Genomic DNA, 26,074 nt, shown 5'->3' on the forward strand with positions numbered 1-26,074 from the left:
GCTAGTCGACGTGCGGGTCGAGCTCGTCACCGTCGTCGTCCGCGCCGGAGACGGCCTCCGCGCCGCCCTCGCGCGCCAGCGTCGCGCTGGCCGCGGCCTCCCGCATCCGCTTGCGGAGGCTCTTCGGGCTGGACTGGCGCTCGCCCAGGGCGCCGGGCGTCCAGGCCTCGACGTCGGCGTCGTCGTAGTCGCTCTTGGACGGCCGGCGCTTCAGCTCGGGGAGGACGGTGTCCGGCGCGAGCCGGCGTGCGGTGATCAGGAAGCCGGTGTGCGCGATCATCCGGTGGTCCGGGCGCACGGCGAGCCCCTCCACGTGCCAGCCGCGGACCATCGTCTCGCTGGACTGCGGGTGCGTGTAGTGGCCGGTCGCGCGGATGGCCTCCGCGACGCGGGAGAGCTGCGTGACGGTCGCGACGTAGCAGAGCACGACGCCGCCCGGCTTCAGCGCGGCGGTCACGGCGTCCAGGGTCTCCCAGGGCGCGAGCATGTCCAGGACGACGCGGTCGACGCTCGCCGGCTCGACCGCCGCGGTCAGCTCCTCCTGGAGGTCGCCGACGGTGACGGTCCAGTTCTCCGGGTCGCCGCCGAGGAACGTCGCGGCGTTGGCGCGGGCCACGTCGGCGAACTCGTCGCGGCGCTCGAACGACAGCAGCCGGCCCTGCGGACCGATCGCGCGCAGCAGCCAGAGCGACAGGGCGCCGGAGCCGACGCCGGCCTCCACCACGGTCGCGCCGGGGAAGATGTCGGCCAGCGCGAGGATCTGCGCGGCGTCCTTCGGGTAGATGATCGCCGCGCCGCGGGGCATCGACATGACGAAGTCGTTGAGCAGCGGGCGCAGCGCCAGGTGCTCGACGCCTGCGTTGTTGACGACGACGGAGCCGTCCGGCAGCCCGATGATGGCGTCGTGCGCGAGCACGCCGCGGTGGCTGTGGAAGAGCTTGCCCGGCTCCAGGGTGATGGTGTTCATGCGGCCCTTGGGGCCGGTCAGCTGGACGCGGTCCCCCACCCGGAACGGACCCGAGTTCTTTCGCTCTTCGGTCATCGTGCGTCCTCCTGATTCGTGGCGCCGGCACGCCGCCCGGCGGCCACGGCCGCGATGTCCTCGGCCGTGCGGCCCTCCAGCGACTCCCACAGCGTGTGCTCGTCCGACTCCGGCAGCGGCACGATGTGCGGCACGCCGATGGTCGCGGCGCCGGAGGCGACCGCCGAGGACAGCCCGACCAGGGAGTCCTCGATCGCCACCGCCTCGCCCGGCTCGACGCCCAGCAGCTCGGCGGCGCGCAGGTACGGCGCGGGGTGCGGCTTCGGGTCGGTGACCTCGTCGCCGCTGACGATGATGTCGAAGGCGTCGAACGGGATGGCCGCCACGATCTCCTCCGCCATGCTGCGCATCGACATGGTCACCAGCGCGGTCCGGACGCCCCGGTCGCGCAGCGACCGCAGCAGCTCGCGTGCGCCGGGGCGCCACGGGACGCCCTGCTCGGCGAGGCGCTGCCTGACCCGCTCGGTGAGCCAGTGCACGATCTCGTCCGCCTCCATCGCGACGCCGCGCGAGCGCAGGATCTCGGCCGAGTTCCACAGGCCGAGGCCGACCAGCAGGAGCCCGTCGTCGTGGGTCCAGGTGCCGCCGAACGAGCCGACGAGCTCCTGCTCGGAGGCCATCCAGTACGGCTCGGTGTCGACGAGGGTGCCGTCCATGTCCCAGAAGACAGCGGCCGGCAGCGGGTGCGTGGTCAGATCGGTCACGACCGGCAAGTCTATCGCGGCGGGGACGGGGCCTATCCTGGTGAGAACGGCGGCCGACCGGTCGCCGACGAGAGGACGAGTAGCCCACGTGACTGACGCGAAGAACATCCTCGGCGGCCGCATCCTGGTGGTGGCCTTCGAAGGGTGGAACGACGCAGGCGAAGCGGCCAGCGGCGCGGTGAAGACGCTCAAGGAGCAGCTCGACGTCGTCCCGATCGCCGAGGTGGACCCGGAGCTCTACTTCGACTTCCAGTTCAACCGTCCGGTCGTCACCGACGACGACGGCCGCAGGCGACTGGTGTGGCCGTCGGCGGTCGTGATGGGGCCCGCGCGCCCCGGGCGCGTCGGCGACGCGCTCGCCGGCGACGCCGAGCTCGACGTGACCGGCGACAACTCCGGCAACATCTTCCTGCTGCTCGGCACCGAGCCGTCGCGCAGCTGGCGCAGCTTCACCGCCGAGATCATGGACGCCGCCCTCGCCGAGGACATCGGCGTGATCGTCTTCCTCGGCGCGATGCTGGCCGACGTGCCGCACACCCGGCCGATCTCCGTCTTCGCCACCAGCGAGTCGGCCGCCGTGCGCGCCGAACTCGGGATCGAGCGCTCCAGCTACGAGGGTCCGGTCGGCATCCTCAGCGCGCTCGCCGAGGGCGCGGAGGACGTCGGCATCCCGACCATCTCGATCTGGGCCTCCGTGCCGCACTACGTGCACAACGCGCCGAGCCCGAAGGCGGTGCTCGCGCTCATCGACAAGCTCGAGGAGCTGGTCGACGTCACCATCCCGCGCGGGTCGCTGGTCGAGGAAGCCGCCGCCTGGGAGGCCGGGATCGACGCCCTCGCCTCCGATGACGAGGAGATGGCCGCGTACATCCAGCAGCTGGAGCAGGCGCGCGACACCGTCGACTCCCCCGAGGCGAGCGGCGAGGCGATCGCGCAGGAGTTCGAGCGCTACCTCCGCCGGCGCGGCGATGGCAGGGACGGACGGGACGGGCGCGACGGCAAGGCCGGCGACGACCCGCGGCGGGGCTGAATCCCGCCGGATTTCACCCGGTCGGCGGGGCGCCCGTGTCGTGGACGGTCAGGCCGCGAGCACGCCCGTCGCGAGCAGGATCATCAGCAGCACGCCGAGCGCGATGCGGTAGATCACGAACGGCAGGAAGCTCCGCCGCGAGATGTAGCCCATGAAGAAGGCGATCACGAGGAGGCCGACCACGAACGCGACGACCGTCGCCGCGGCCGTCTCCACCGGCCCGAAGACCTCGGGAGTACACGTGCCCGCCGCCTGGAGGGCCGCCGTGCACGGCTCCTTGAACGCCTTGTAGAGCTGGTAGAGGCCGCTGCCGAACACGGCCGGGATCGCCAGCAGGAACGAGTACCGCGCGGCCGCCCGGCGCTGGTAGCCCATGAACAGACCGGCGGTGATCGTGCCGCCCGAGCGCGAGACGCCCGGGATGAGGGCGAGCGCCTGGGCGAAGCCGAAGATGATGCCGTGCCCCCAGGTGAGCTCCTTGAGCCGGCGGGTCTTCGCGCCCACGTAGTCGGCGATCCCGAGCAGGATGCCGAACACGATGAGCGTCGTCGCCACGATCCAGAGCGATCGGAAGGTGGTCTCGATCGCGTCCTGGAAGAGCAGGCCGAGCACCACGATCGGGATGCTGCCGACGATCACCAGCCAGCCCATCCTGGCGTCGGGGTCGTTGCGCGGGATCCGCCCGAACAGCGCCTGGAACCAGCGGGTGACGATGCGGGCGATGTCGCGCCAGAAGTAGAGCAGCACGGCGGCCTCGGTGCCGAGCTGGATGATCGCGGTGAAGCGCGCGCCGGGGTCGGCCCCCGTGCCCAGCAGCTCCCCGACGATGCGGATGTGGGCGCTGGAGGAGATCGGCAGGAACTCGGTGAGTCCCTGGACGACACCCAGGATGAGGGCGTTGAGGAATTCCACGAAGGCTCTTTCAGTAGCTGCGCAGCAGGTCGCGCAGGACGGACCTGCCGAACACTAGCGCCTCCAGCGGGACCCGCTCGTCGACCCCGTGGAACATCCCGGGGAAGTCGAGGTCGCTCGGCAGCCGCAGCGGGGCGAAGCCGTAGCCGGTGATCCCGAGCAGGCTCAGCGCCTTGTTGTCGGTGCCTCCCGAGAGCAGGTACGGCAGCACAGGAGCCCCGGGATCGTGCCGCTCGAGCGTGCCGGTGATCGCGTCGACCAGCTCGCCGCCGAACTCCGCCTCCAGCCCGATGTCGCGGTGCATGACCTGGATCTCCACATCGTCGCCGATCAGCGCGCGGACCTCGGCGAGCACGCGGTCCTCGTCGCCGGGCAGCGTGCGGATGTCGATCAGCGCCTCCGCGGTGTCGGGGATGACGTTGTGCTTGTAGCCGGCGTCCAGCAGGGTCGGGTTGCTGGTCGCCCGCAGCGTCGCCAGGATGAAGCCCGCCGCCGTGCCGGTGCGCAGCACGACCTCGTCCGGGCCGACCTGCTCCGGGTCGACGTCGAGCAGCCGGCCGAGCTCGGCGATCAGCCGGGTGGTGGTGCCGGTGAGCTGGATCGGCCACTCGCGCCGGCCGATCGCGACGACCGCCTCTGCGAGCTTCGTGATCGCGTTGTCCTTGATGAGCCGGGAGCCGTGTGCGGCGCGGCCCCGGGCGATCAGCTTGATCCAGACCAGTGACTTCTCCCCGGTCTGCAGCAGATACGCGCGCCGCCCGCCGAGGTCGATCGAGTAGCCGCCGACCTCGCTGATGGCCTCGGTGGCGCCGGCGAAGAGCTGCGGCTGGGTGTCGACCAGGAAGTGCGAGCCGCGCCGGCCGCCGTCCTCCTCGTCGGCGAAGAAGGCGAGCACCAGGTCGCGCTCGGGCTGCTCCCCCGCGGCCAGGATGTCGCCGACGGCGGTCAGGATCATCGCGTCCATGTTCTTCATGTCCACCGCGCCGCGACCCCAGAGCAGGCCGTCCTTGACCACGCCGCCGAACGGGTCCACCGACCAGTTGCGCGGGTCGGCGGGGACGACGTCGAGGTGGCCGTGCACGACCAGCGCGGGCTTCGACGCGTTGCGGCCCTCCACCCGGGCGACGACGCTGGTGCGACCGGGGTCGGACTCGAACAGCTGCGGGGCCAGGCCCATCGCGCTCAGCCGCGCCTCCACGTACTGCGCCGCCTCGGCCTCCCCGTTGGACCGGCCCTCGCCGTAGTTGGTGGTGTCGAAGCGGATGAGGTCGCGCGCGATGATCGCGGTCTCGTCGAGTCCGGTGTCGGTGGAGTCGGTCATCCCCCCACGCTACCGGGCGCACCGCCGCGCCACGCCCGGGGTGCGCGACGATGTCAGAGCGGGAGTCGGTTTCGTGCTAGTGTCTTTCTTCGGCAGCCGGAAGCTTCGGCGGCCGGAAACACCTGTCCGGGTGGCGGAAATGGCAGACGCGCTAGCTTGAGGTGCTAGTGCCCGTATAGGGCGTGGGGGTTCAAGTCCCCCCTCGGACACCAGTGGCGATTCGGAGTGATCCGGAGGGCTGTGCAGGGTATTGGGTCGAGACGCTTGTAGCGTCTCGGCCCTTTTGCGTCTCCCGGACGAGGACCGGCAGGAGCAGCCCTGATCTGGGGGTGCCCGGCAGCCGCAGGAGTGCGCCCGTGCTCGATACCGTAGACAGGAACGTCTACGGGCGCCTGCAACGCCTGACGCACACCGGAAAGGCGACGCCTCTTGACCATGAAACCACTCCACTGGGTCCGCGGCCGGGGGCTCGAGCGCCATCTCGCTCAGGAAACGAACATCTCGGACCTCATCCAGTTGCTGACCGACCGCGACCCGTCGCCCTGGAAGGATCTGGTGGGATTCGTCCCGGTCGCCGCTGATCGCGAAGGGCTGAAGTCGGACAACAAGGCGGATTTGCTGCTGACCGGTGAAGCGCGGAGTGCTGTGGTCGAAGTGAAGCTCGGTCACCTGATGAGCACGGAGCAGCAGGCCGCATACGAGTCGCTCGCGAGTCGCCCGGATCTGTTCCAGGCTGCCCTGAGCTCAGACAAGGTTCGTCTGCCGTCCGACACTGATCGGTGGGAATTCCTCAGCCTGAGCGAGCTGATCGGCGCATGGGAGTCCTCCAAGGACGGGTTCGCGCGGCTCCTAGCGGCCGAGGCAGCCAAAGTACTGAGGTCATGGGACACGGTGATGGCAGGGGTATTCGCTGAACGATCGTCGGCCGACTGGCAGCCGGTCAGTGCCCTGACTCAGAAGTTCCTGGCGCGGGTCGTCACCCGCAGGATCGAAAGGGACCTTGACGAAAAGGACCGCAAGGATCGGCGCAGGTGGGCGAGGGCGATGGTTACGAGCGGAGGCGGCCGGCCCATAGTCGAGTGCTGGACCCCTATTCGTGACGAGAGCTATGACCGATCGTTCATCGCAGAGATCCGCTGGTCGGAGACGATGCCCGTCGGTGAGCTGCGTTTCGGCGTCGACTTCGATCCGCGACCGGACAGCGTGGAGGACGAGGAAGTGCGCAGGGCGGCGTACGATCTCGCCCGCAGCATGGATACCGCGATCGACTACGAAGGCCTCAACGCATATCTGACCGAAGAAGAACCAGAACTCGTCAAGCTGGTGTCTGGAAAGGGGCGGGGCCGCCCGGACGCCACAGGAGACTTCGAGCGGGTCATCGTCCACGGCTTTGCGGGCGCTCCCCTGACGGACGGGTCCACGAACAACCGGACGAAGACGCACCCCGACTTTCTCGGCGACGGTGCGTGTCGCCACGAGGCGAGCGCCACTATCGACTTCGGACAGGCTTCGGCCCTCGACCTGATCGAATTGATCGATGCGACGTTGCGCTACCTGAGCTCGCAACAGCCGTAGGGCGTGCCCACACAGAATGCAGACGCGCGCAGCGTTGTCGAGCGCATGGTGTTGGACAACGTCCGCATGGCCTACGTCAACCGGGATCAGCTTCCCATCCCCGCTGACACCTCCGCCGAGGCTGCCGTGGTGCACGTCCTCCACAACACCGCCCAGGCGGTCGGACTGGCGGGCGCGGAGACCGAGATCCCCTTCGTCGGCAGCCGGGACATCTCCACCGAACCCAGCGGCACCGACACTCTCAACCCGCTGCGACTGCTCGACCTCGAGGAGAGCGAGTTCACGGTGGCGCTGTACGAGGTCGTCGCCGCAGAGCTTGAGGGCGTCTTCTCCTCGGAGGCGGTCGTCGGCGTGCGGGCGCACCCCGAGGCGGTGCTGCTGGCGATCACCGACGACGGCGCGGTGTAAGCACGGGCCGTCCCCCACCAATGGACAAGGCCCCGATCGACAGATCCGGGGCCTTCTTCTTTCCCCCGGCTCCTTCTACTCTTGCGGGCATGGCGAACCCGAAGCGCTCCGGCCAGAGTCTGCTCACGGTCCTGCTCGCGCTCGGGGCGAACATCGTCGTCGCCCTCGCGAAGACCGTCGCCGCGGTGCTCACCGGGTCCGCGTCGATGGTCGCGGAGTCCGCGCACTCCTGGGCGGACGCCGGGAACGAGATCTTCCTGCTGCAGGCCGAGCGGCGCGCCCTCCGGCCGCAGGACGAGCTCCACCCGACCGGCTACGGCCGTGAGGCTTACGTCTGGTCGTTGTTCGCCGCCGTCGGGCTGTTCACGGCCGGCGCGGTGGTCTCGATCCTGCACGGCTTCTCCCAGCTCGGCACCGGCGAGCCGGACAGCGACTACCTGGTCAACTACATCGTGCTCGCCGTCGCGTTCGTGTTCGAGGGCATCTCGTTCTTCCAGTCGTTCCGGCAGGCCAGGTCGATGGCGGCCGAACGCGACACCGGGACGCTGGAGCACGTGCTCAGCACCTCCAACCCGACGCTCCGCGCGGTCTTCGCGGAGGACGCGGCGGCGCTGATCGGACTGGTGATCGCGTTCCTCGGCGTGCTGCTCCACGAACTCACCGGCAACGCGGTCTACGACGCGGTCGGCTCCATCCTGGTCGGCATCCTGCTGGCGGTCGTCGCGGTCGTGCTGATCGACCGCAACCGGCGCTTCCTGCTCGGCGAGCCCGCGCCGGACCGGGTGAACCAGGCGGCGCTCGTCGCCCTCCTGCAGCATCCCCAGGTCGAGCGCGTCACCTATCTGCACCTGGAGTACGTGGGGCCGGAGCGGGTGTTCCTCGTCGCGGCGGTCGACCTGATCGGCGACGACAAGGAGTCGGACGTCGCCGACGACCTGTACGAGGTGGAACGGGCGATCGAGCGCGACGAGCACGTGGCGGAGGCGGTGCTCACCCTGTCCCGCCGCGGCGCCCCGGCGCTGCTGCCGCACGACCCGGACGCGCTCGAACAGCGATAGCGGTCACATCCCGACCGGTTCTCGCGGCACACTGGGGGTATGGCCAGCACCGGATCACGCACGCTCCAGCTCCTGTCGCTCCTGCAGACGCACCGGTACTGGCCGGGGCAGGAGCTCGCCGACCGGCTGGAGGTGTCGCCGCGCACGCTCCGGCGCGACGTGGAGCGGCTGCGCGATCTCGGCTATCCCGTCGACGCCACGCGCGGGGTCGCCGGCGGCTACCAGCTGGCCGCCGGCGCGTCGCTGCCGCCGCTCGTGGTGGATGACGAGGAGGCTGTGGCGCTGGCCGTCGGCCTCCGAACGGCGGCGCAGAGCGGCATCGCAGGGGTCGCGGACGCCTCCGTGCGCGCGCTCGCCAAGGTGGTCCAGGTGATGCCGCCGCGGTTGCGCCGGCGCGTGGACGCCCTCCGCGTCGCGACGCTGGCCTCCGAGCTGCGGCCGGGGCCGGTGGTGGACGCGGAGCTGCTCACCGTGGTGGCGCAGGCCTGCCGCGACGAGGAGCGCCTGGTGTTCTCGTACGTCCGCCGCGACGGGGACGCGTCCGAACGCACGGTCGAGCCGCACCGGCTGGTCTCGGTCGGCCGGCGCTGGTACCTCGTCGCCTACGACATCGGCCGGTTCGACTGGCGGAGCTTCCGGTTGGACCGGATGAGCGGGCCGCGGCCGACCGGTGCACGGTTCCGGCCGCGGACGCTGCCCGCCGCCGACGCCGCCGAGTACGTGCGCGACTCGCTCGCCGGCGCGGCGGACTCGCTCATCGTGGACGCCGTGATCGAGGCGCCGCTCGCCGTCGTGGAGGAGGCGATCGGGCGCTGGGCCACGGCATCCGCGGACGCGGCGGTGCCCAACGGGACGGCGCGCACCCGGGTCCGGATCTCGGCGGACTCCGCCGAGTGGGCGCTGTTCGGCCTCGCCGCCGTCGCCGCGCCGTTCGCGATCGAGGGGCCGTCCGAGGTGCGCGAACTGGCCGCTCTCTGGGGCGAGCGTTTCACCTCCGCCGGTAGACTCGTCACCCGATGAGCACGCCCGAGCCGACCCCCACCCCACCCGCACCGCGCACCCCGACGCACGCCGACATCAAGCGCTGGCGGCAGTACCTGGCCGACGAGCGCGCCGAGGCCGCCGTCTACCGCGACCTCGCCGGCCGCCGGGAGGGCGAGGAGCGGGAGATCCTGCTCGCGCTCGCCGACGCCGAGCGCCGCCACGAACAGCACTGGCTCGGCCTCCTGGGCGACCAGGTCGGCCGTCCGCTGCGCGGCGACATCCGCACCCGGATGCTCGGCTTCCTGGCCCGCCGGTTCGGGTCGGTGTTCGTGCTCGCCCTGGCGCAGCGCGCAGAGGCCCGGTCGCCGTACGCGGACGACGCCGACGCCACGCCGCAGATGGCCGCGGACGAGCAGGTGCACGAGGAGGTCGTGCGCGCGCTCGCCGCCCGCGGCCGGCAGCGGCTGTCGGGGACGTTCCGCGCGGCCGTGTTCGGCGCCAACGACGGCCTGGTCAGCAACCTGGCCCTCGTGCTCGGCGTCAGCGCGAGCGGCGTGGCGAGCCACGTCGTGCTGCTGACCGGCATCTCCGGCCTCCTCGCCGGCGCGCTGTCGATGGGCGCCGGCGAGTACGTCTCGGTGCGGTCGCAGCGCGAGCTGCTGGAGGCCTCCAGCCCGAACCCCGCGACGAGCTCAGCTCTCCCCCACCTCGATGTGGACGCGAACGAGCTGACCCTCGTCTACCGGGCGCGCGGCATGGACCAGGTGGAGGCGCAGGCGCACGCCCACGAGGTGCTTTCGACGCTCGGCGCCTACACGTCGCCCGTCGCGGTGCAGGGCGCGGCGGAGGACGAGCACGAGGCCATCGGCAACGGCTGGAGCGCTGCGCTGTCGAGCTTCTGCTTCTTCGCCTCGGGAGCGCTCATCCCGATCCTGCCGTTCCTGTTCGGCCTGACCGGCACCGCGGCGATCATCGTGGCTGCCGTGCTGGTCGGGCTGGTGCTGCTCGGGACGGGTGCGGTCGTCGGCCTGCTGTCGGGCGCGTCGCCGCTCAAGCGCGCACTGCGGCAGCTCGCGATCGGCTACGGTGCGGCGGCCGCGACGTACCTGCTTGGACTGCTGTTCGGCGCGACGGTCGGCTGACGCGATTGGAGTGCGCGGTCAGCGCCGCCGCCGGTCCCCTCCGTCGACGCCGTACACCAGCGCCCCGGCCAGCGGGATGAGCAGGAACCACAGCCAGCTGTACGCGTAGCCCCACGCCATCCCGGTCAGGAAGAACAGGATGACGGCCACGAAGGGCATGATCGACACGACCAGCAGCCCCCACCGGTTCACCGGCCGGCCGTGCTCGCCGGGAGCCGGCGGATAGCCGTACGGGGCCGGTCCGGGCTGCGACGCCTGCCACGCGGCGGCGGCCGGATCGGCCGGGCCTCCGGCGGCAGCGGGCGCGGCTCCCTGCGCGGGCGCGGCGCCGTCGAGGTGCAGCACCCCCGGCAGGTCGGCGAACAGCGGCTGGAGGTCGCCGCGCGTGACGGCGGACCGCGCGGCCGCGACCCGCGACTGCAGCTCGGCGTCGCTCAGTCTCCCCTGCGCGGCGTGGGACTGCAACGCGGCGACGGCGCGCTCCCGTTCGTCGTTGCTGAGGCGCAGCGACGCGCTCGACGGATCCCCGAAGTCTGTCATGGGGTCAGTATGGCAGTCGCACGGCATTCCAGGTGCGTCCGTCGGCGCGCAGGTTTACACTTGCATTCGAACATACGTTCGATTTCGAGAGGAACCCGTGCTCATGACCGACATCGACGAGGCGGTGGCCGTGTGGACCACCGAGGACGGCATCCCGACCCGCCTGGTCTGGCGCTCCACACGCTACCGGGTGAGCGACACCCCGACCGTCTGGGCGGAGATCTGCGCGTGGTGGCGGCCGTTCGGCGAACACCGGTACGGCGTCGGGGCGCTGCCGCGGGAGATCGGCGGGTGGCGGTTCCAGGCGACCAGCGACGGCGGGGTGGCGCACGTGTTCGACGTGCGGCACGACGCGGACGACCGGAGCTGGTGGCTGGTGCGGATCTTCGACTGAGGCAGCCGCCTTCGCATCCCACCCTCCCTCGGGGAGCCTCCCCCACCGCGCCCCACCCATCCCCTACCCTCTCTGAACGTGATGGACGACGACCGCTACGGATCCGATGTGCTGGCCGGCGACTGGAAGAACGCCGGCCGCAAAGCCGTGCCGACCGTGGAGGCCGTGCGCAATCTCGTGGTCGAGGAGGCCGGCACCGGGTTCTGCGGCGCGATCGTCCGGCTGGAGGCGCAGACCGTCGAGCTGGAGGACTACTTCGGGGCGAAGCGGGTGTTCCCGCTGAGCGCCGCCTTCCTCATCGACGGGGAGCCCGTGAAGCTCGCCGCGCCGAGCCGGGCGCCGGCCGGCCGCGGTCGGACTGCCTCCGGGTCCTTCGCCGTCGGCGACCAGAAGGCGCGCGTCGCCCGCGCCAGCCGCATCTTCGTGGAGGGCCGCCACGACGCCGAGCTGGTGGAGCGCGTGTGGGGCGACGACCTCCGCGTCGAGGGCGTCGTCGTCGAGTACCTGGAGGGCGTGGACGACCTGGACGCGATCGTGCGCGAGTTCGCCCCCGACCGCGGCCGCCGCATCGGCGTGCTGGTCGACCACCTGGTCCCCGGCTCCAAGGAGAGCCGGATCGCCGAGCAGGTCGCGCGCGGGCCGTTCGGCGCTCACGTGCTCGTGGTCGGCCACCCCTACATCGACATCTGGCAGGCGGTGAAGCCGGCCAGGGTCGGGCTGGAGGCCTGGCCGTCGATCCCGCGGTCCATCGAGTGGAAACACGGCATCTGCGCGGCGCTCGGGCTGCCGCACGAGACGCAGGCCGACATCGCCCGGGCATGGAAGCTCATCCTGGGCCGGGTGCGGACCTACGCCGACCTGGAGCCGGAGCTGCTCGGCCGGGTCGAGCGCCTCATCGACTTCGTAACCGAGCCGGTCGGCCGCCCGTAGCGCAGGAGATCCCGCCGCAACACGCGCCGGAACTCCCGCAGAACGACGTTCGGAAGGAGTTCCGGGCCGTTTCTCCTGTCGCGCTTTCGCGCACCAGAATCCATTTGCGGTATTCGAACATGTGTTCGAAAATAGACGTATGTCCCTGGCAGTCGCACCCGCCTTCCCCGACCCGGTCGCCGACCGGGCGCAGGTGCACGAGCTGCAGTCGCGCATCCGCCAGATGCAGGCGACGAAGCTCGACGCGCGGCGGCTGGAGACGCATCCCGCGCTCGCCGCGCTGCTGCCCGGCGGGGCGCTCAAAGCCGGCGCCGCCTACACGGTGCACGGCTCCAGCACGCTCCTGATGGCGATGCTCGCCGGGCCGAGCGCGGCCGGCGCCTGGTGCGGGGTGGTCGGGATGCCCGACTTCGGAGCGGAGGCCGCCGGGCGGTTCGGCATCGACCTGGAGCGGCTGGTGCTGGTGCCGCATCCCGGGCCGCAGTGGCTGACGGTCACCGCCGCGATGGCCGACGTGCTCGGTGTGATCGCCGTCGCGCCCCCGGAGCAGCCGAAAAGCGGCGACGTCGCCCGGCTGACCGCGCGGCTGCGGCAGCGGGAGGCCACGCTCGTCGTCGCCGGCGACTGGCCGCAGGCGGAGGCGGCGCTCTCCGTCGTCCGCAGCGGCTGGGACGGCCTGGGCGAGGGCGCCGGCTACCTCCACTCGCGACGCGTGACGGTGGAGGCCGCACCGCGCGGCGGGGCCGGGCCGCGGCGCCGCGCCGAACTCTGGCTGCCCGCGATGGACGAGACGTTCCGCGCCTCCGCCCCCACGCGCCTGGAGGCGGTGAGTTAGGTGCGCCAGGTCACCCGCGCGATCGTGCTCTGGTGCCCCGACTGGCCGGTCATCGCCGCGCGGCAGCGGCTCGAGCTGCCCGCGGAGGTTCCGCTGGCGCTGATCGAGAAGGGGATGGTGTTCGCCTGCTCCTCGCACGCCCGCGCCGACGGCGTCACCCGCGGGCTCCGGGTCAGGGAGGCGCAGTCGCGCTGCCCGCAGCTGGAGATCGTCCTCTACGACCCGGTCTTGGACGCGCGCGCGTTCGAACCGGTGCTGACCGCGATCGAGGAGATCACGCCGGGCGTCCAGGCGGTGCGGCCCGGCACCTGCGTGCTGCGGGCGCGCGGACCCGCGCGGTACTACGGCGGAGAGGAGGCAGCGGCGGCCGAGCTGCTGCGCTGCCTGGAAGGGCTGGAGAACGTGACCGGGCTCGCCCTCGACGACGTGCGGATCGGGATCGCCGACGGCCCGTTCGCCGCCGAGCAGGCCGCCCGCTCCACCGGGCTCGCCCCTTCCGCCGGGGTGGCACAGACCGCACCCCGCGTCCGCATCGTGCCACCCGGCGGCTCCCCCGCCTTCCTCGCCCCGCTGCCGGTCGCCCAGCTCGGCCTCGCCGAGCTCACCCCGCTGCTGCGCCGGCTGGGCCTGCGCAGCCTCGGCGACCTGGCCCGGCTCGACCGGCTGGACGTCCGCGAGCGGTTCGGGGAGCGCGGCGAGCACGCGCACGACCTGGCGAGCGGGATGGACGGCGCCGCCGTGGTGCCGCGCACCCCGCCGAAAGTGCTGGACCGCGCGATCGAGTTCGAGCCTCCCCTCGACCGGGTCGACCAGGTGACCTTCGCGTTCCGCGGCACGGCCGAGCAGTTCGTCGCCGGGCTCACCAAGGCCGGCCTGGTCTGCACGTCGCTGCGCATCGAGGTGACCGACGAGCGCGGGAGGGTGAGCGAGCGGAGCTGGCAGCACCCCCGGCTGTTCTCGGCCTCCGACGTGGTCGACCGGGTGCGCTGGCAACTGCAGGGCGCCGGCTCCATCGACTCCGGGCTGGCCTCCCCGATCGCCAAGGTCGCGGTGGCTCCGGAGGCCGTGGACGACATCGGCCACCACGAGGACGGCCTGTGGGGCGGCGGCGCGGACGAGCGCATCCACCACGGCCTCACCCGTGTGCAGGGGATGCTCGGCCACGACGCCGTGGTCACCGCGACGATCGGCGGCGGCCGCGCGCTGTCCGACCGGCAGGTGCTCGTGCCGTGGGGCGACCGGCCGGTGGGCGTCGCCCGCTCGGATCGGCCCTGGCCGGGGTCGCTGCCCGCGCCCGCGCCCTCCACGGTGTTCGAGGTGCCGCGGCCGGTGGCGGTGCTGAACGCGTCCGGCGAGCCGGTGGAGGTCACCGACCGCGGCGACGTCACCGCCCCGATCGTCAGCTTCTCCCCCACCGGCTCGGCCCGCGACGCCCGCCCGGTGGACTCCTGGGCGGGGCCCTGGCCGGTCCGCGAGCGCTGGTGGGACACGACGCTCGCCCGCGCCATGCACCGCTTCCAGCTGGTGGACGCCGACGGCACGGCCTGGCTGCTCGCCCTCACCGGCACGGCCTGGGTCGCGGAGGCGAGGTACGACTGATGGGGTGGAACAACCCGCCCATCCCCTGGGCCGAGTTCGAGCGCCGGCTGAGCGGCCGCCGCGTCAGCGAGCAGGAGCAGCCGGAGCGCCCCTCCTCGCGCAAGCGGCAGAAGTACGTCGCGCAGTCCATCTCCGACGAGCCGGACGAAGGCCACGTCCCGTACGCCGAACTCCACGCGCACAGCACCTTCAGCTTCCTCGACGGCGCCAGCGCGCCGGAGGAGCTGCTGGAGGAGGCCACCCGCCTGCGCCTGCACGGCCTCGCCCTCACCGACCACGACGGCCTGTACGGCGTCGTCCGCCTCGCCGAGGCCGCGGAGGCCTACGAGCGCGTGAAGACCGTGTTCGGCGCCGAGCTGTCGCTCTCGCTCAGCCGGCCGCAGAACGGCGAGGCCGATCCGGAGGGCAGCCACCTGGTCCTGCTCGCCCGGCAGCAGTCCGGCTACCACCGGCTCGCCGCCGCCATCACCGCCGGCCAGCTCGCCGGCGAGGAGAAGGGCCGCCCGGTGTACGGCCTCCCCGAACTCGCCGAGCAGTCCGGCGGCGAGTGGATGGTGCTCACCGGCTGCCGCAAGGGCGACGTGCGCCTCGCGCTGGCCGAGCACGGCGAGCAGGCTGCCGAACGGGAGGTCGCCCGGCTCGCCGAGCTGTTCGGCCACGACAACGTGCTGGTGGAGCTGATCGACCAGGGCGGCCCGCGCGACACCACAGACAACGACGTGCTCGCCCGGATCGCCGGCCGGCTCGGCCTCCCGGTCGTCGCCACCAACAACGTCCACTACGCCACGCCCGCCCAGTACCCGCTCGCGACGGCGGTCTCGGCGGTGCGCGCCCGCCGCAGCCTGGACGAGATGGACGGCTGGCTGCCCGCCTCCGCCGCCGCCCACCTGCGCAGCGGCCGCGAGATGGCGGCCCGGTTCGCCCGCTACCCCGGCGCGGTCGAGAGCACGGCCGACATCGCCGACGACCTGGCGTTCCGGCTGCGCAGCGCCCGGCCGAAGCTGCCGAAGCAGGAGGTCCCGGAGGGCCACACCCCGATGAGCTGGCTGCGCGAGCTCACCTGGCGCGGCGCCGCCGAGCGCTACCCCGACCTCGACCGCAACCCGGCAAAGCGGGAGCGCATCGAGCGCGAGCTGGACGTGATCGAGGCGAAGGACTTCCCCGGCTACTTCCTCATCGTCCACGACATCGTGCGGTTCGCCCGCAGCCGCGGCATCCTCTGCCAGGGCCGCGGCTCCGCGGCGAACTCGGCGGTGGTCTACCTGCTCGGGATCACCGCGGTGGACTCGATCAAGTACGACCTGCCGTTCGAGCGCTTCCTCTCCTCGATGCGCGAGGAGGAGCCGGACATCGACGTCGACTTCGACTCCGACCGGCGCGAGGAGGTCATCCAGTACGTCTACGCCAAGTACGGCAGGCACAACGCCGCCCAGGTCGCCAACGTCATCACCTACCGGCCCAAGAACGCCGTGCGCGACATGGCGAAGGCGCTCGGCCACTCCACCGGGCAGCAGGACGCCTGGAGCAAGCAGATCGACTCCTGGAGCAAGGTCACCAGCACCGACGACCACGACATCCCGGAGGCGGTGGTCGACCTCGCCCAGCAGGTGCTGAAGTTCCCGCGGCACCTCGGCATCCACTCCGGCGGCATGGTGCTCACCGACCGGCCCGTCGGCGAGGTGTGCCCGATCGAGCACGCCCGCATGGAGAACCGCACCGTGCTGCAGTGGGACAAGGACGACTGCGCCTGGATGGGCCTGGTCAAGTTCGACCTGCTCGGCCTCGGGATGCTCTCCGCGCTCGACTACTCGATGCGCACCATCGAGGCGTCGCTCGGCGAGGCGTGGACGCTGGACAGCATCCCGAAGGAGGAGGCCGGCGTCTACGACATGCTGTGCCGCGCCGACTCGATCGGGGTGTTCCAGGTGGAGAGCCGCGCGCAGATCGGCACCCTCCCGCGCCTGCAGCCGCGCAGCTTCTACGATCTGGTGATCGAGATCGCGCTGATCCGGCCCGGCCCCATCCAGGGCGGCGCCGTGCACCCCTACATCCGCCGCAAGCTCGGCAAGGAGGAGGTGACCTACCTGCACCCCGCGCTGGTGCCGGTGCTGGAGCGGACACTCGGCGTCCCGCTGTTCCAGGAGCAGCTGATGCAGATGGCCGTCGCCGTGGGCGACTGCACCGCGGAGGACGCCGACCTGCTCCGCCGGGCGATGGGCTCCAAGCGCGGCATCGAGAAGATCGGCGCGCTGCGGGCGAAGCTCTACGAGGGGATGGCGCACAACGGGATCGTCGGCGCCGACGCCGACGCGATCTACGAGAAGATCGAGGCGTTCGCCAACTTCGGCTTCGCCGAGAGCCACGCGATCAGCTTCGCACTGCTGGTCTACGTCAGCTCGTGGATGAAGCTGCACTACCCCGGCGCGTTCCTCGCGGCGCTGCTGCGCGCGCAGCCGATGGGGTTCTACTCGCCGCGCACGCTCACCGCCGACGCGCGGCGGCACGGCGTGGTGGTGCGCCGGCCGGACATCCAGCTCTCCGGGGTGTTCCCGCTGCTGGAGGCGATCGACGAGAGTAGGCAGGGGCCGACCGGGACCGACCCGTGCCTGGAGCCCGACCAGCCCCCGGTCGGCGGTTTCGACCGCGCCGTGCCGCTCGACTTCGCCGCCCACCGCCGCGACGCCGGCCACGCGGTGCGGCTGGGGCTGGCGGGCGTGACCTCCATCGGCGAGACCCTCGCCGGGCGGATCGTGGCCGAGCGGGAGGCGTCCGGCCCCTACCGCGACCTGAGCGACCTCTCCCGCCGGGTGGGGCTGACGGTGGCGCAGCTGGAGGCGCTCGCCGCGGCCGGGGCGTTCGAGGGGTTCGGGCTGAGCCCGCGGCAGGCGATCTGGGAGGCCGGCAACGCCGCCCAGGAGCGTCCGGAGTACCTGGCGGGCACCGCGATCACCGTGCAGCCTCCGCTGCTGCCGATGCTCTCCCCCGCCGAGCAGCTGGCGAGCGACCTGTGGGCCACGGGGATCTCCACCGACGACCACCCGATCCGCTTCCTGCGCCCGGCGCTGACGGCGCGCGGCGTGCGGGCGGCCGACACCCTGGCGGCCGCCGAGTCCGGGCGCCGCATCGAGGTGGGCGGCGTGGTCACCCACCGGCAGCGGCCGGCCACGGCGGCGGGTGTGACCTTCCTCAACCTGGAGGACGAGACCGGCCTGGTCAACATCATCTGCCCGGTCGGGGTGTGGAACCGCTACCGCCGGGTGGCCAGGCAGGCGCCGGCGATGATCGTCCGCGGCATCCTGGAGCGCAGCGAGGAGGGCGTGGTCAACGTGATCGCCGACCGCCTCGAGCCACTGGAGACCGCCATCCGCACCGCCTCCCGCGACTTCCGCTGACCCCACGAACACCGAAGGGCACGCAAACGCCCCTAAAACACGGTTTTAGGGGCGTTTACGTGCCCTTCGACGGAAGGGGGTGGAGCGTCAGGCCTGCTGGAGCACAGCCTGGAGCTCGAGGGTGATGACGACGTCGTCGCCGAGCAGCATGCCGCCGGTCTCGAGGGCGGCGTTGTAGGTGAGGCCGAAGTCCTCGCGGTTGACCTTGGTCTTCGCGGTCGCGCCGGCCTTGTAGTTGCCGTACGGGTCCTGGCCGAAGCCGCCGAAGTCGAACTCGAAGGTGACCGGCTTGGTCACGCCCTTGATCGTGAGGTCGCCGTCGACGAGGAAGTCGCCGTCCTCGTGGCGGACGCCGGTGGAGACGAAGCCGATCGTCGGGAACTCCTCGGCGAGGAAGAAGTCGCCGGTACGCAGGTGGGCGTCGCGGTCGGAGTTCTTGGTGTTGATGGAGGCCACCTGGGCGGTGGCGGAGACGGTCGACTCCAGCGGGTTCTCGGCGGTGACGAAGGTCGCGTCGAAGTTCTCGAAGACGCCCTTCACCTTGCTGATCATGAGGTGACGGATGCTGAAGCCGACCTCGCTGTGCACGGGGTCGATGGTCCAGGTGCCGGCCTTGTATCCGGGGATGTCGATGCTCATTCGGTTCTCCTTGCTCGAAGCTTGCGTGTGTCTGACGCTGTCAGAGTCCATGCAACCGCATGTATCGGGCGGGTATTCCGGAATCTCGAAAAAAAGTTGACACGTCAACCGTGCAGGGCGATCGACCGCCGCAGCATGAGCAGCGTCCGCACGTCCGCGTCGAGCTGCGCGACCGGGATGCGCCCGCTCTGCACGGCCGCCACCACGGCGTCGATCAGGGCGTCCGGGTCCTCCGCGCCCTGGATCATCAGCACCATCGTGTTGCCGGCGGCGATCGCGGCGACGGCGTTCGCGCCCGCGTCCTGGTACTGCGGCAGCCCGGTGTCCTGCAGCATCCGGAGGTCGTCGGTGATGGTCACGCCGCTGAAGCCCAGCTCGTCGCGGAGGATGCGGTGCCAGGCCGGCGACAGCGACGCGGGCTGGGAGTCCACCCCGCTGTAGACGAGGTGGCCGAACATCACGACCTCCGCTCCCGCGTCGATGCCCGCGCGGAAGGTCGGCGCGTCCTGCGCCGCCCAGCGGGCGTGGTCGACGGCGGCGGTCGGGACCGTGTGGTGCGAGTCGGCCTCCGTCTCGCCGTGCCCGGGGAAGTGCTTGAGCGTGCTCAGCACCGTGCCGCGCTCCCCCGTCACCGAGGCGGCGACCCGAGCGGCGGCGGACGCCGGGTCGGTGCCGAGGATGCGGTCGGCGATGAAGGAGTGCGGATCGGCCGTCACATCCGCGATGGTCCCGAAGTTGAGGTTCACGCCGGCCTGCTTCAGCAGCGCGGCGCGGGCGGCGAACGCCTGCTGCGTGGCGGCGGGCGGCTGCGACCGCAGCGTCTCGGCGCCGGGCTGAGCGTCCCACGGCAGCCGGGTGACGTCGCCGCCCTCCTCGTCGATCCCGACGAGCGGCGGCAGGCCGGGATCCGAGGCGCGGGTGGCCGCGGTCTCCGCCGCCAGGGCCGGCGGGGTGGCCGGGATGTTGTCGGGCATCAGGATCACGCCGCCCAGCCCGTAGCGGTCGACGAACCCGCGCAGCGCAGCCGGGTCGGTGCCGGGTGCGTGCAGCATGAAGAGGCTCGCCACCTTCTGGCGGAGGGTCAGGTTCTGCAGCCGCTCCTCCGCGTACCCCACGACGGGATCCGGGGTGGCGGCGGCGCGCGGCGCTCCGGAGGCCCCGGCCGGCGAGCTGGGCGCAGTCTCCGCAGGGTGCGCCGAACCGCCGGCCGCGCACCCGCCCAGCGTCGTCGCGAGCACCAGGAGGGCGGCGGCCGTCATCCCTCGGGCGCGGCGCATCCCCTGATGGTAACCCTCAGCCCTTGACGGCCCCTCCGAGCCCGGCCGAGCGCAGGAACAGCCCCTGGAAGACCAGGAACAGCACGATCGGGATGAGCGTGGAGATCGCCAGCGCCGCCAGGTACACGTCCAGCTCGATCGCCGCCTGCAGGGTGGGCAGCCGCACCGACAGCGGCTGGATGCCCGGGTCGCGCAGCACGAGCAGCGGCCAGAGGTAGTCCTTCCAGGCCGCGATGATCGCGAACACCGACACGACGCCGAGGATCGGCTTCGACATCGGCAGCACGATCGACCAGAACAGCCGGAACGGCCCGGCGCCGTCCGTCCTCGCCGCCTCGAACACCTCGCGCGGCAGGTTGTCGAAGAAGCGCTTCACCAGCACCAGGTTGAACGCGCTGGCGCCCGCCGGCAGCCAGACCGCCCAGAAGGTGTTGATCAGCGACTGGCCGAGCAGCGGCGGGTTCAGGATGGTGAGGTACAGCGGAACGAGCAGCACCACCGACGGCACGAACAGCGTGCAGAGGATCAGCCCGTAGAGCACCTTGCCGTACTTCGGCCGCAGCACGCTGAGCGCATAGCCTCCCGTGGTCGCGACGAGCACCTGCATGGCCCAGGAGCCGGCGGCCACCCAGATCGTGTTCACGAACTGCACGTCGATGTGCACCGTCGACCACGCCGTGGACAGGTTGGCCCAGTCGACGCCATGCGGCCAGAGCGCCATCGGCGTGGCCAGGGTGTCCTGGGTCGGGGTGATCGCCGACTTCGCCAGCCAGAGCAGCGGGCCCAGGCCCACGATCAGCAGCACGACGAGCAGCGCGGCGTTGACGATCCGGCTGCTCCAGCGGACGCCCGGCCTGCGGCGGTCGGAGATCGAGAGGATGCCGCGGTCCGCGGAGTCCTCGCTGGGACGGCGGCGCCTGCGGCGGCGTGGCGGCTCGGTGCGAGCGCCCTCCTCGACGACGTCGGTGACGACTTTCCGGACCTCGGGCGGGAGCTGGGTGGAGGTGGTCAATTCTGGCTCCAGGACTTGGTGAGACGGAAGTAGACGAGGGACAGCACGGCCAGGAACGCGGCGAGCATGAGGCTCAGCGCGGTCGCGGCGCCGTAGTCGCCGCCGAGCGAGTTCTGGAACGCGTAGCGGTAGATCAGCAGCAGGATGGTGACCGTGGAGTCCACCGGCCCTCCGCCCGTGAACAGGAACGGCTCCAGGAAGACCTGCGCCGTCCCGATGATCTGCAGGATCAGCGTGATGAGCAGCACGGCGCGCAGCTGCGGCAGGGTGACGTGCCAGATCTTCTTCCAGATCCCGGCGCCGTCGACCTCCGCCGCGTCGTACAGCTCGGGCGCGACGCCCGTGATCGCGGCCAGGTAGATGATGATCGTCCCGCCCGCGGCGGCCCAGGTGGCCTCGACGACGAGGGAGGGCATCGCCTGCGTGGCGGACTGGATCCATGGCTGCGGCGGGATGCCCACCCAGCCGAGGATCGTGTTGAAAACGCCGTCAGGGCGGGCGTCGTAGAAGAACTTCCAGAGCAGCACCGCGACCACCGGCGGCACGACCACCGGCAGGTAGGCCAGCGCGCTGTAGAGGCCCTTCGCACGCTTGACCTCGCTCATCAGCACCGCCGCGATCAGCGGAACCGGGTAGCCGAGGATCAGCGCGAGGAAGGCGAACCAGGCGGTGTTGCCGACCGCCGTCCAGAACAGCGGGTCGTTCACCACCTGGACGAAGTTGTCCCAGCCGACCCAGGTCGGCGCCGAGACCAGGTTGGTGTGCTGGAAGCTCATCACCACGCTGCGGACGATGGGCCACCAGGAGAAGACGCCGAAGATCACGAGCATCGGGATCAGGAAGAGCAGGGTGGTGAGGCCGCCGCCGCGCACCCAGGTGAGGGGCGACCTCCGGCGGGCGGAGTGTGGTCGGTCGATCTCTGTCATGTGCGAGGGCTTTCGTGCGAGGGGCCGGCGGGACGCGTGACGTCCCGCCGGCCGGGTGGCTACTTGTCGGCGTCGACGAGCTTCTGGATGTTCGTGTCGACCGTGGTCAGGAGCTGGTCGATGTTCGCGTTCTTGTCCGTCAGCACGGCCTGCACGACCGAGTCGAGGGCGCCGTAGAGCTCCTGCGTGTGCTTGTTCGGCTCCGGGACCAGGTTCGCGTCGAAGATCTTGTCAGTGAACGGCGCCACGTTCTCCAGCGGGATGTTCACCTCGTCCTTGATCCACTGCATGTTCTGGTCGTAGGTCGCCTTGTCGAAGACCGGGAGGGTCGGCACGCCGACCGGCTGGCCCGACTTGGCGAGGACCTTCGCGTCCGCGACGGCCTGATCCTGGTTGAGCAGCTTCTGCATGTAGTAGAAGTCGATCCACTTCACCGCCGCGTCCTTCTGCGCCTGCGATGACTTCGGGCTGACCGCCGCGACGTTGCCGCCGACGAGGACGCCGGCGTTCTTGTCGCTGGTGTCGACGGGCAGCATCGTCAGGCCGTAGCTCTTCGGGTCGACGTGGTTCTGCTGCACCAGCGAGGTGAGCACATCGGAGCCCGACGGGTACATCGCGATCTGGCCGGCGCCGAACGCCTGGTTGATGCCGCTCCAGTCGAGCAGGAAGTTGCTGCCGACAGAGTTGTCGCTCCAGCGGAGGTCGTGCAGCCACTGCAGCGCGTCCTTGGTGACCGCGTTGTCGGCCGTGACCTTCGTCTTGCCGTTCTCGACGGTCTCCATCCTGCCGCCGCGCGCGTACGTCGTGGTGGTCAGCTCCCAGCCGCCGGTGTTGCCCTGCGTCATCTGCATGTAGCCCGCGACGCCCGGCACCTTCTCGGAGATGATCTTCGCGTCGGCGCGGACCTCGTCCCAGGTCGTCGGCGGCTTGTCCGGGTCGAGGCCGGCCTTCTGGAAGATGTCGCGGTTGTAGGACAGACCCATGGCGTACGGGCCGTACGGGATCCCGTAGATCTTGTCGCCGCTCTTGGCCACGGCCAGCACGTTCTCGTTGAACTTCTTCGCGTACGGCAGCTTGTCGACCTCGGCGGTGATGTCGGCGAGCTGGCCCGCCTGCAGCAGCGACTGGGAGTCGGTGAAGGGCACGTTGAAGACGTCGGGGAGGGTGCCGCCGGCGAGCTGGGTCGCGAACGTCGGCCCGGTCCACTGGTACTCCTCGGACTTGATCACGATGTTCGGGTTCGCCTTCTCGAACTCCTTGACGCGATCGTCGAACGCCTTGAAGGCGGCCTTGTCGCTGCCCGGGATGAGGCTGGCGACAGTGATGTGGACTTTGCCGTCGCTGGAGTCCGAGCCGGACGACGAGCATCCGGCCAGGAGCCCGACTCCGGCGATGGTGACCGCGGCGACGGCCGCGATCGTTCTCGGTGACTTCATTGTCGGAATGTTCCTTTCAGGTGGGTGGTGAGGGTTCTCCGGCGGCTCAGTGCTGTGTTCGAAGCCACGCCGTGGAGTCGGGAGGCAGCATTCCGCCGTCGAGCGGGCTGCTGCTGAGCAGGATGGCGGCGTGCGCCGGCAGCGCGACCGGCTCCGCCGAGAGGTTGGTGACGTTCAGGAACGCGCCGCCGCGGGCGAACGCGAGCACGCCCTCCGGTGCCTCGGCCCAGGAGAGCGGGCCGTCCCCGAGCCCGGGCTCCGCACGCCGGATCCGCAGTGCCTGGGTGTACAGCCACAGCATCGAGGCGGGATCGCTCTGCTGCGCCTGGACGGTCAGGGCCGCCCAGGCGGCGGGCTGCGGGAGCCACGGCTCCCCGGCCGCGCTATCGGGGCTGAAGCCGAACGGGGAGGCTGTCCCGCGCCACGGCAGCGGCACCCGGCAGCCGTCCCGGCCCGGGTCCACGCCGCCGGAACGGAAGTGCATCGGGTCCTCGATGCGGTCGGCCGGCAGGTCCTCCACCTCCGGCAGGCCGAGCTCGTCGCCCTGGTAGAGGTACAGCGAGCCGGGCAGCGCCGCCGTGAGCAGGGCCGCGGCGCGCGAGCGGCGGCGGCCGAGGTCGAGGTCGGTCGGAGTCCCACTGCGCTTGGCGGCGAAGGCGAACGAGCTGTCCGCCCGGCCGTAGCGCGTCACCGGGCGGGTGACGTCGTGGTTGGAGAGCACCCAGGTGCTCGGCGCGCCCACGGGGGCGTGTGCGGCCAGGGTCTGATCGATCGAGGCGCGCAGCTCGCCGGCGTCCCAGGCCCGGGCGAGGAAGTCGAAGTTGAAGGCTGTGTGCAGCTCGTCCGGCCGCAGGTACTTCGCGAACCGGTCGATGTCCGGCAGCCAGATCTCCCCCACGAGCACCCGGGTGCCGTCGTAGGAGTCGGCCAGCTCCCGCCAGTTGCGGTAGATCTCGTGCAGCTCGTCGCGGTCCTGGTTGGGGTGCTCGCCGGGGCCCGGCGCTGCCGGCACCTCGGGCAGCGCCGGATCCTTGATCAGCAGCGCCGCCGAGTCGATGCGCACGCCCGCGACGCCGCGATCGAACCAGAAGCGCAGGATGTCCTCGTGCTCGCGCCGGACGTCCGGATGATTCCAGTTCAGGTCGGGCTGCTGCTGGCTGAACAGGTGGAGGTACCACTCCCCCGGTGTGCCGTCTGCGTTCACGGTGCGCGTCCAGGTGTCGCCGGAGAAGTTGGACACCCAGCCGGTCGGCAGCTCGTCGCCGCGCTCGCCGCGGCCAGGACGGAACCAGAACCGCTCGCGCTCCGGCGATCCAGGTCCGGCCGCCAGCGCCGCCTGGAACCACGGATGCCGGTCCGAGACGTGGTTGGGGACGATGTCGATGATGGTGCGGATGCCGAGCTCGAGCGCCTCCCGGATCAGCGCCTCCGCCTCGGCCAGGTCGCCGAACGCCGGGTTGATGCGGCGGTAGTCCGCCACGTCGTAGCCGCCGTCCGCCAGCGGCGAGTCGTACCAGGGCGTGAACCAGATCGCGTCGACGCCGAGGTCCCGCAGATAGCCGAGGTGCTGTCGCACGCCCGCCAGGTCGCCGACCCCGTCGCCGTTCCCGTCCGCGAAGCTCCGCGGGTAGATCTGGTAGATGACCGCGCTGCGCCACCACTCCGGATCGTCGGCAGGCGGTGAGGGATGCGCAGCCGTCTCGGCCAGCACGGAGAGGTCCACAGTGAGCCCTTCGCTTCGGGAAGCGGCCCAGGCGGGCCGCGTTGCTCACTGAATGTAGCTATCGCGACAGAATGACGCAAGAACTCAACAAGACGTAATTGGTTTGCATACTTTTGCGCTGAATTGCGTTACGAGACCAGGTGTGCGGCGGGTCCTGTCGACCCGCGGACAACCAGCTCCGGCTCGAACAGCAGCTCGTCGCGCAGGGCCGAGTCGCTGGAGATCTGGCGCAGCAGCAGCTCGATCACGGTGCGGCCCATCGGCTCGATGGGCTGGCGGATGGTGGTCAGCGGAGGCTCGGTGCTGTTCATCAGCGCCGAGTCGTCGTAGCCCACGATCGACACGTCGCGCGGCACGCTCAGCCCCGCCCGCCGCACCGCGCGGATCGCGCCGAGCGCCATCGGGTCGCTCGCGCAGACGATCGCCGTCACCCCGGCCTTCAGCAGCCGGGCCGCGGCGGCCTGGCCGGCCTCCAGCGAGTAGAGGGAGTGGACGACCAGGTCCTCGTCGAGCTCCTGGCCGGCCTCTGCGAAGATCCGGCGGGCGGCGGCGAGCTTGCGCTGCGACGGGACATGGTCGCGCGGTCCGAGCAGCAGCCCGATCCGCTCATGGCCGAGCGAGCGCAGGTGGCCGAGAGCCTGCGCTGTCGCGACCGAGTCGTCGCAGGACACCGTGGCGAAGTGGAGGGCGTCGACCGGCGCGTTGACCAGCACCGTCGGCAGGTGCAGCTCGGTCAGCCGCGCGTAGTGCTCGTGCGACGCGTCCTGCTGCGCATAGGCGCCGCCGACGAAGATCACGCCGGACACCTGCTGCTGCAGGAGCAGCTCCACGTAGTCGGCTTCGGAGATGCCGCCCGCCGTCTGCATGCACAGCACCGGCGTGTAGCCGTTCTGTGCGAGCGCGCCGCCGATGATCTCGGCGAAGGCGGGGAAGATCGGGTTCTGCAGCTCGGGCAGGACCAGCCCGACCAGGCGGGCCCGCTCGCCGCGCAGTTTGCTCGGCCGCTCGTAGCCGAGCACGTCCAGCGCGGTCAGCACCGCCTGCCGGGTCGCGTCGGAGACCCCCGGCTTGTCGTTGAGCACCCGGCTCACCGTGGCCTCGCTCACCCCGACCTTGCGCGCCACTTCGGCGAGACGTTTCGACATGGTCACAGTGTACGCAAACTCTTGCAGATCAACGCAACTCTTTTGCAGCA

23 protein-coding genes and 1 tRNA gene are annotated in these 26,074 nt (G+C 71.3%); 12 read left to right on the top strand and 12 right to left on the bottom strand.

Going from position 1 to position 26,074, the window contains the following annotated elements:
• Nucleotide 1 precedes the first annotated feature (1 nt).
• A complete protein-coding gene (locus F1C12_RS03765) occupies nt 2–1,042 on the bottom strand; it encodes a tRNA (adenine-N1)-methyltransferase (protein WP_185277506.1) in 1,041 nt (346 codons plus the stop codon).
• Nucleotides 1,039–1,698 (bottom strand): HAD family hydrolase, encoded by a 660-nt coding sequence (locus F1C12_RS03770; protein WP_185278762.1) that lies wholly within the window; start codon nt 1,696–1,698, stop codon nt 1,039–1,041. The genes F1C12_RS03765 and F1C12_RS03770 overlap by 4 nt, the downstream gene beginning before the upstream one ends.
• A gap of 136 nt (nt 1,699–1,834) precedes the next feature.
• On the opposite strand from F1C12_RS03770, the gene F1C12_RS03775 reads away from it, so the two are divergent.
• Nucleotides 1,835–2,776, top strand: coding sequence for a proteasome assembly chaperone family protein (locus F1C12_RS03775; protein WP_185277507.1), 942 nt, complete (start codon nt 1,835–1,837; stop codon nt 2,774–2,776).
• Nucleotides 2,777–2,824: 48 nt separating this feature from the next.
• On the opposite strand, the gene F1C12_RS03780 is transcribed toward F1C12_RS03775, so the two are convergent.
• Both F1C12_RS03780 and F1C12_RS03785 read right to left on the bottom strand, forming a co-directional pair.
• Nucleotides 2,825–3,688, bottom strand: coding sequence for an undecaprenyl-diphosphate phosphatase (locus F1C12_RS03780; protein ID WP_185277508.1), 864 nt, complete (start codon nt 3,686–3,688; stop codon nt 2,825–2,827).
• 10 nt (nt 3,689–3,698) lie between these two features.
• Nucleotides 3,699–5,009 (bottom strand): M20/M25/M40 family metallo-hydrolase, encoded by a 1,311-nt coding sequence (locus F1C12_RS03785; RefSeq protein ID WP_185277509.1) that lies wholly within the window; start codon nt 5,007–5,009, stop codon nt 3,699–3,701.
• Nucleotides 5,010–5,133: 124 nt separating this feature from the next.
• Between F1C12_RS03785 and F1C12_RS03790 the strand changes: the two genes are divergently transcribed.
• The 6 genes from F1C12_RS03790 to F1C12_RS03815 all read left to right on the top strand — a co-directional run bounded on the left by F1C12_RS03790 (nt 5,134) and on the right by F1C12_RS03815 (nt 10,176).
• Nucleotides 5,134–5,221: transfer RNA gene (locus tag F1C12_RS03790), tRNA-Leu, on the top strand.
• A 217-nt stretch (nt 5,222–5,438) separates the two neighbouring features.
• Nucleotides 5,439–6,584 (top strand): hypothetical protein, encoded by a 1,146-nt coding sequence (locus F1C12_RS03795; RefSeq protein ID WP_219732678.1) that lies wholly within the window; start codon nt 5,439–5,441, stop codon nt 6,582–6,584.
• A 45-nt stretch (nt 6,585–6,629) separates the two neighbouring features.
• On the top strand, nt 6,630–6,992 hold the full coding sequence (locus F1C12_RS03800) for a hypothetical protein (RefSeq protein WP_185277510.1): 363 nt from the start codon (nt 6,630–6,632) through the stop codon (nt 6,990–6,992).
• Between the two features lie 89 nt (nt 6,993–7,081).
• Nucleotides 7,082–8,050 carry a cation diffusion facilitator family transporter gene (locus F1C12_RS03805; RefSeq protein ID WP_185277511.1) on the top strand — a complete coding sequence of 323 codons (969 nt, stop codon included), beginning with the start codon at nt 7,082–7,084 and terminating at the stop codon, nt 8,048–8,050.
• Nucleotides 8,051–8,089: 39 nt separating this feature from the next.
• Nucleotides 8,090–9,070: a helix-turn-helix transcriptional regulator gene (locus F1C12_RS03810; RefSeq protein ID WP_185277512.1), complete on the top strand. Its 981-nt coding sequence runs from the start codon at nt 8,090–8,092 to the stop codon at nt 9,068–9,070.
• A complete protein-coding gene (locus F1C12_RS03815) occupies nt 9,067–10,176 on the top strand; it encodes a VIT1/CCC1 transporter family protein (protein WP_185277513.1) in 1,110 nt (369 codons plus the stop codon). Before F1C12_RS03810 ends, F1C12_RS03815 begins: the two co-directional genes overlap by 4 nt.
• Nucleotides 10,177–10,194: 18 nt before the next feature.
• Here the strand turns inward: F1C12_RS03815 and F1C12_RS03820 are convergent, their stop codons facing one another.
• Nucleotides 10,195–10,716: a DUF1707 SHOCT-like domain-containing protein gene (locus F1C12_RS03820; protein ID WP_185277514.1), complete on the bottom strand. Its 522-nt coding sequence runs from the start codon at nt 10,714–10,716 to the stop codon at nt 10,195–10,197.
• A gap of 103 nt (nt 10,717–10,819) precedes the next feature.
• On the opposite strand from F1C12_RS03820, the gene F1C12_RS03825 reads away from it, so the two are divergent.
• From F1C12_RS03825 to F1C12_RS03845, 5 genes are all read left to right on the top strand, one after another.
• On the top strand, nt 10,820–11,110 hold the full coding sequence (locus F1C12_RS03825; protein WP_185277515.1) for a DUF6504 family protein: 291 nt from the start codon (nt 10,820–10,822) through the stop codon (nt 11,108–11,110).
• Between the two features lie 81 nt (nt 11,111–11,191).
• Nucleotides 11,192–12,040: a DUF3097 domain-containing protein gene (locus F1C12_RS03830; RefSeq protein ID WP_185278764.1), complete on the top strand. Its 849-nt coding sequence runs from the start codon at nt 11,192–11,194 to the stop codon at nt 12,038–12,040.
• Between the two features lie 139 nt (nt 12,041–12,179).
• Nucleotides 12,180–12,875, top strand: a complete 696-nt coding sequence (locus F1C12_RS03835) for a hypothetical protein (RefSeq protein ID WP_185277516.1) — start codon at nt 12,180–12,182, stop codon at nt 12,873–12,875.
• Complete coding sequence (locus F1C12_RS03840) at nt 12,876–14,474, top strand: DNA polymerase Y family protein (RefSeq protein ID WP_185277517.1); 1,599 nt, start codon at nt 12,876–12,878, stop codon at nt 14,472–14,474.
• Nucleotides 14,474–17,866 carry an error-prone DNA polymerase gene (locus F1C12_RS03845; RefSeq protein ID WP_185277518.1) on the top strand — a complete coding sequence of 1,131 codons (3,393 nt, stop codon included), beginning with the start codon at nt 14,474–14,476 and terminating at the stop codon, nt 17,864–17,866. Before F1C12_RS03840 ends, F1C12_RS03845 begins: the two co-directional genes overlap by 1 nt.
• An 87-nt stretch (nt 17,867–17,953) precedes the next feature.
• Here the strand turns inward: F1C12_RS03845 and F1C12_RS03850 are convergent, their stop codons facing one another.
• The 7 genes from F1C12_RS03850 to F1C12_RS03880 all read right to left on the bottom strand — a co-directional run bounded on the left by F1C12_RS03850 (nt 17,954) and on the right by F1C12_RS03880 (nt 26,024).
• The gene (locus tag F1C12_RS03850; RefSeq protein ID WP_185277519.1) at nt 17,954–18,505 is read right to left on the bottom strand and encodes a YceI family protein; all 552 of its coding nucleotides are present in this window, start codon (nt 18,503–18,505) and stop codon (nt 17,954–17,956) included.
• A gap of 104 nt (nt 18,506–18,609) precedes the next feature.
• Nucleotides 18,610–19,782, bottom strand: a complete 1,173-nt coding sequence (locus tag F1C12_RS03855) for a glycoside hydrolase family 3 N-terminal domain-containing protein (protein ID WP_185277520.1) — start codon at nt 19,780–19,782, stop codon at nt 18,610–18,612.
• Between the two features lie 16 nt (nt 19,783–19,798).
• Nucleotides 19,799–20,794, bottom strand: coding sequence for a carbohydrate ABC transporter permease (locus tag F1C12_RS03860; RefSeq protein WP_185277521.1), 996 nt, complete (start codon nt 20,792–20,794; stop codon nt 19,799–19,801).
• A complete protein-coding gene (locus F1C12_RS03865) occupies nt 20,791–21,720 on the bottom strand; it encodes a carbohydrate ABC transporter permease (RefSeq protein WP_185277522.1) in 930 nt (309 codons plus the stop codon). The genes F1C12_RS03860 and F1C12_RS03865 overlap by 4 nt, the downstream gene beginning before the upstream one ends.
• 59 nt (nt 21,721–21,779) lie before the next feature.
• The gene (locus F1C12_RS03870; RefSeq protein WP_185277523.1) at nt 21,780–23,156 is read right to left on the bottom strand and encodes an extracellular solute-binding protein; all 1,377 of its coding nucleotides are present in this window, start codon (nt 23,154–23,156) and stop codon (nt 21,780–21,782) included.
• Between the two features lie 46 nt (nt 23,157–23,202).
• Nucleotides 23,203–24,879 carry a glycoside hydrolase family 13 protein gene (locus F1C12_RS03875; RefSeq protein WP_374939551.1) on the bottom strand — a complete coding sequence of 559 codons (1,677 nt, stop codon included), beginning with the start codon at nt 24,877–24,879 and terminating at the stop codon, nt 23,203–23,205.
• 128 nt (nt 24,880–25,007) lie between these two features.
• Entirely contained in the window at nt 25,008–26,024 is a 1,017-nt protein-coding gene (locus F1C12_RS03880) for a LacI family DNA-binding transcriptional regulator (protein WP_185277524.1), read from the bottom strand.
• Between the last annotated feature and the right edge of the window lie 50 nt (nt 26,025–26,074).

Source organism: Leifsonia shinshuensis, assembly GCF_014217625.1.
In the GTDB taxonomy this organism is placed as follows: domain Bacteria; phylum Actinomycetota; class Actinomycetes; order Actinomycetales; family Microbacteriaceae; genus Leifsonia; species Leifsonia shinshuensis_A.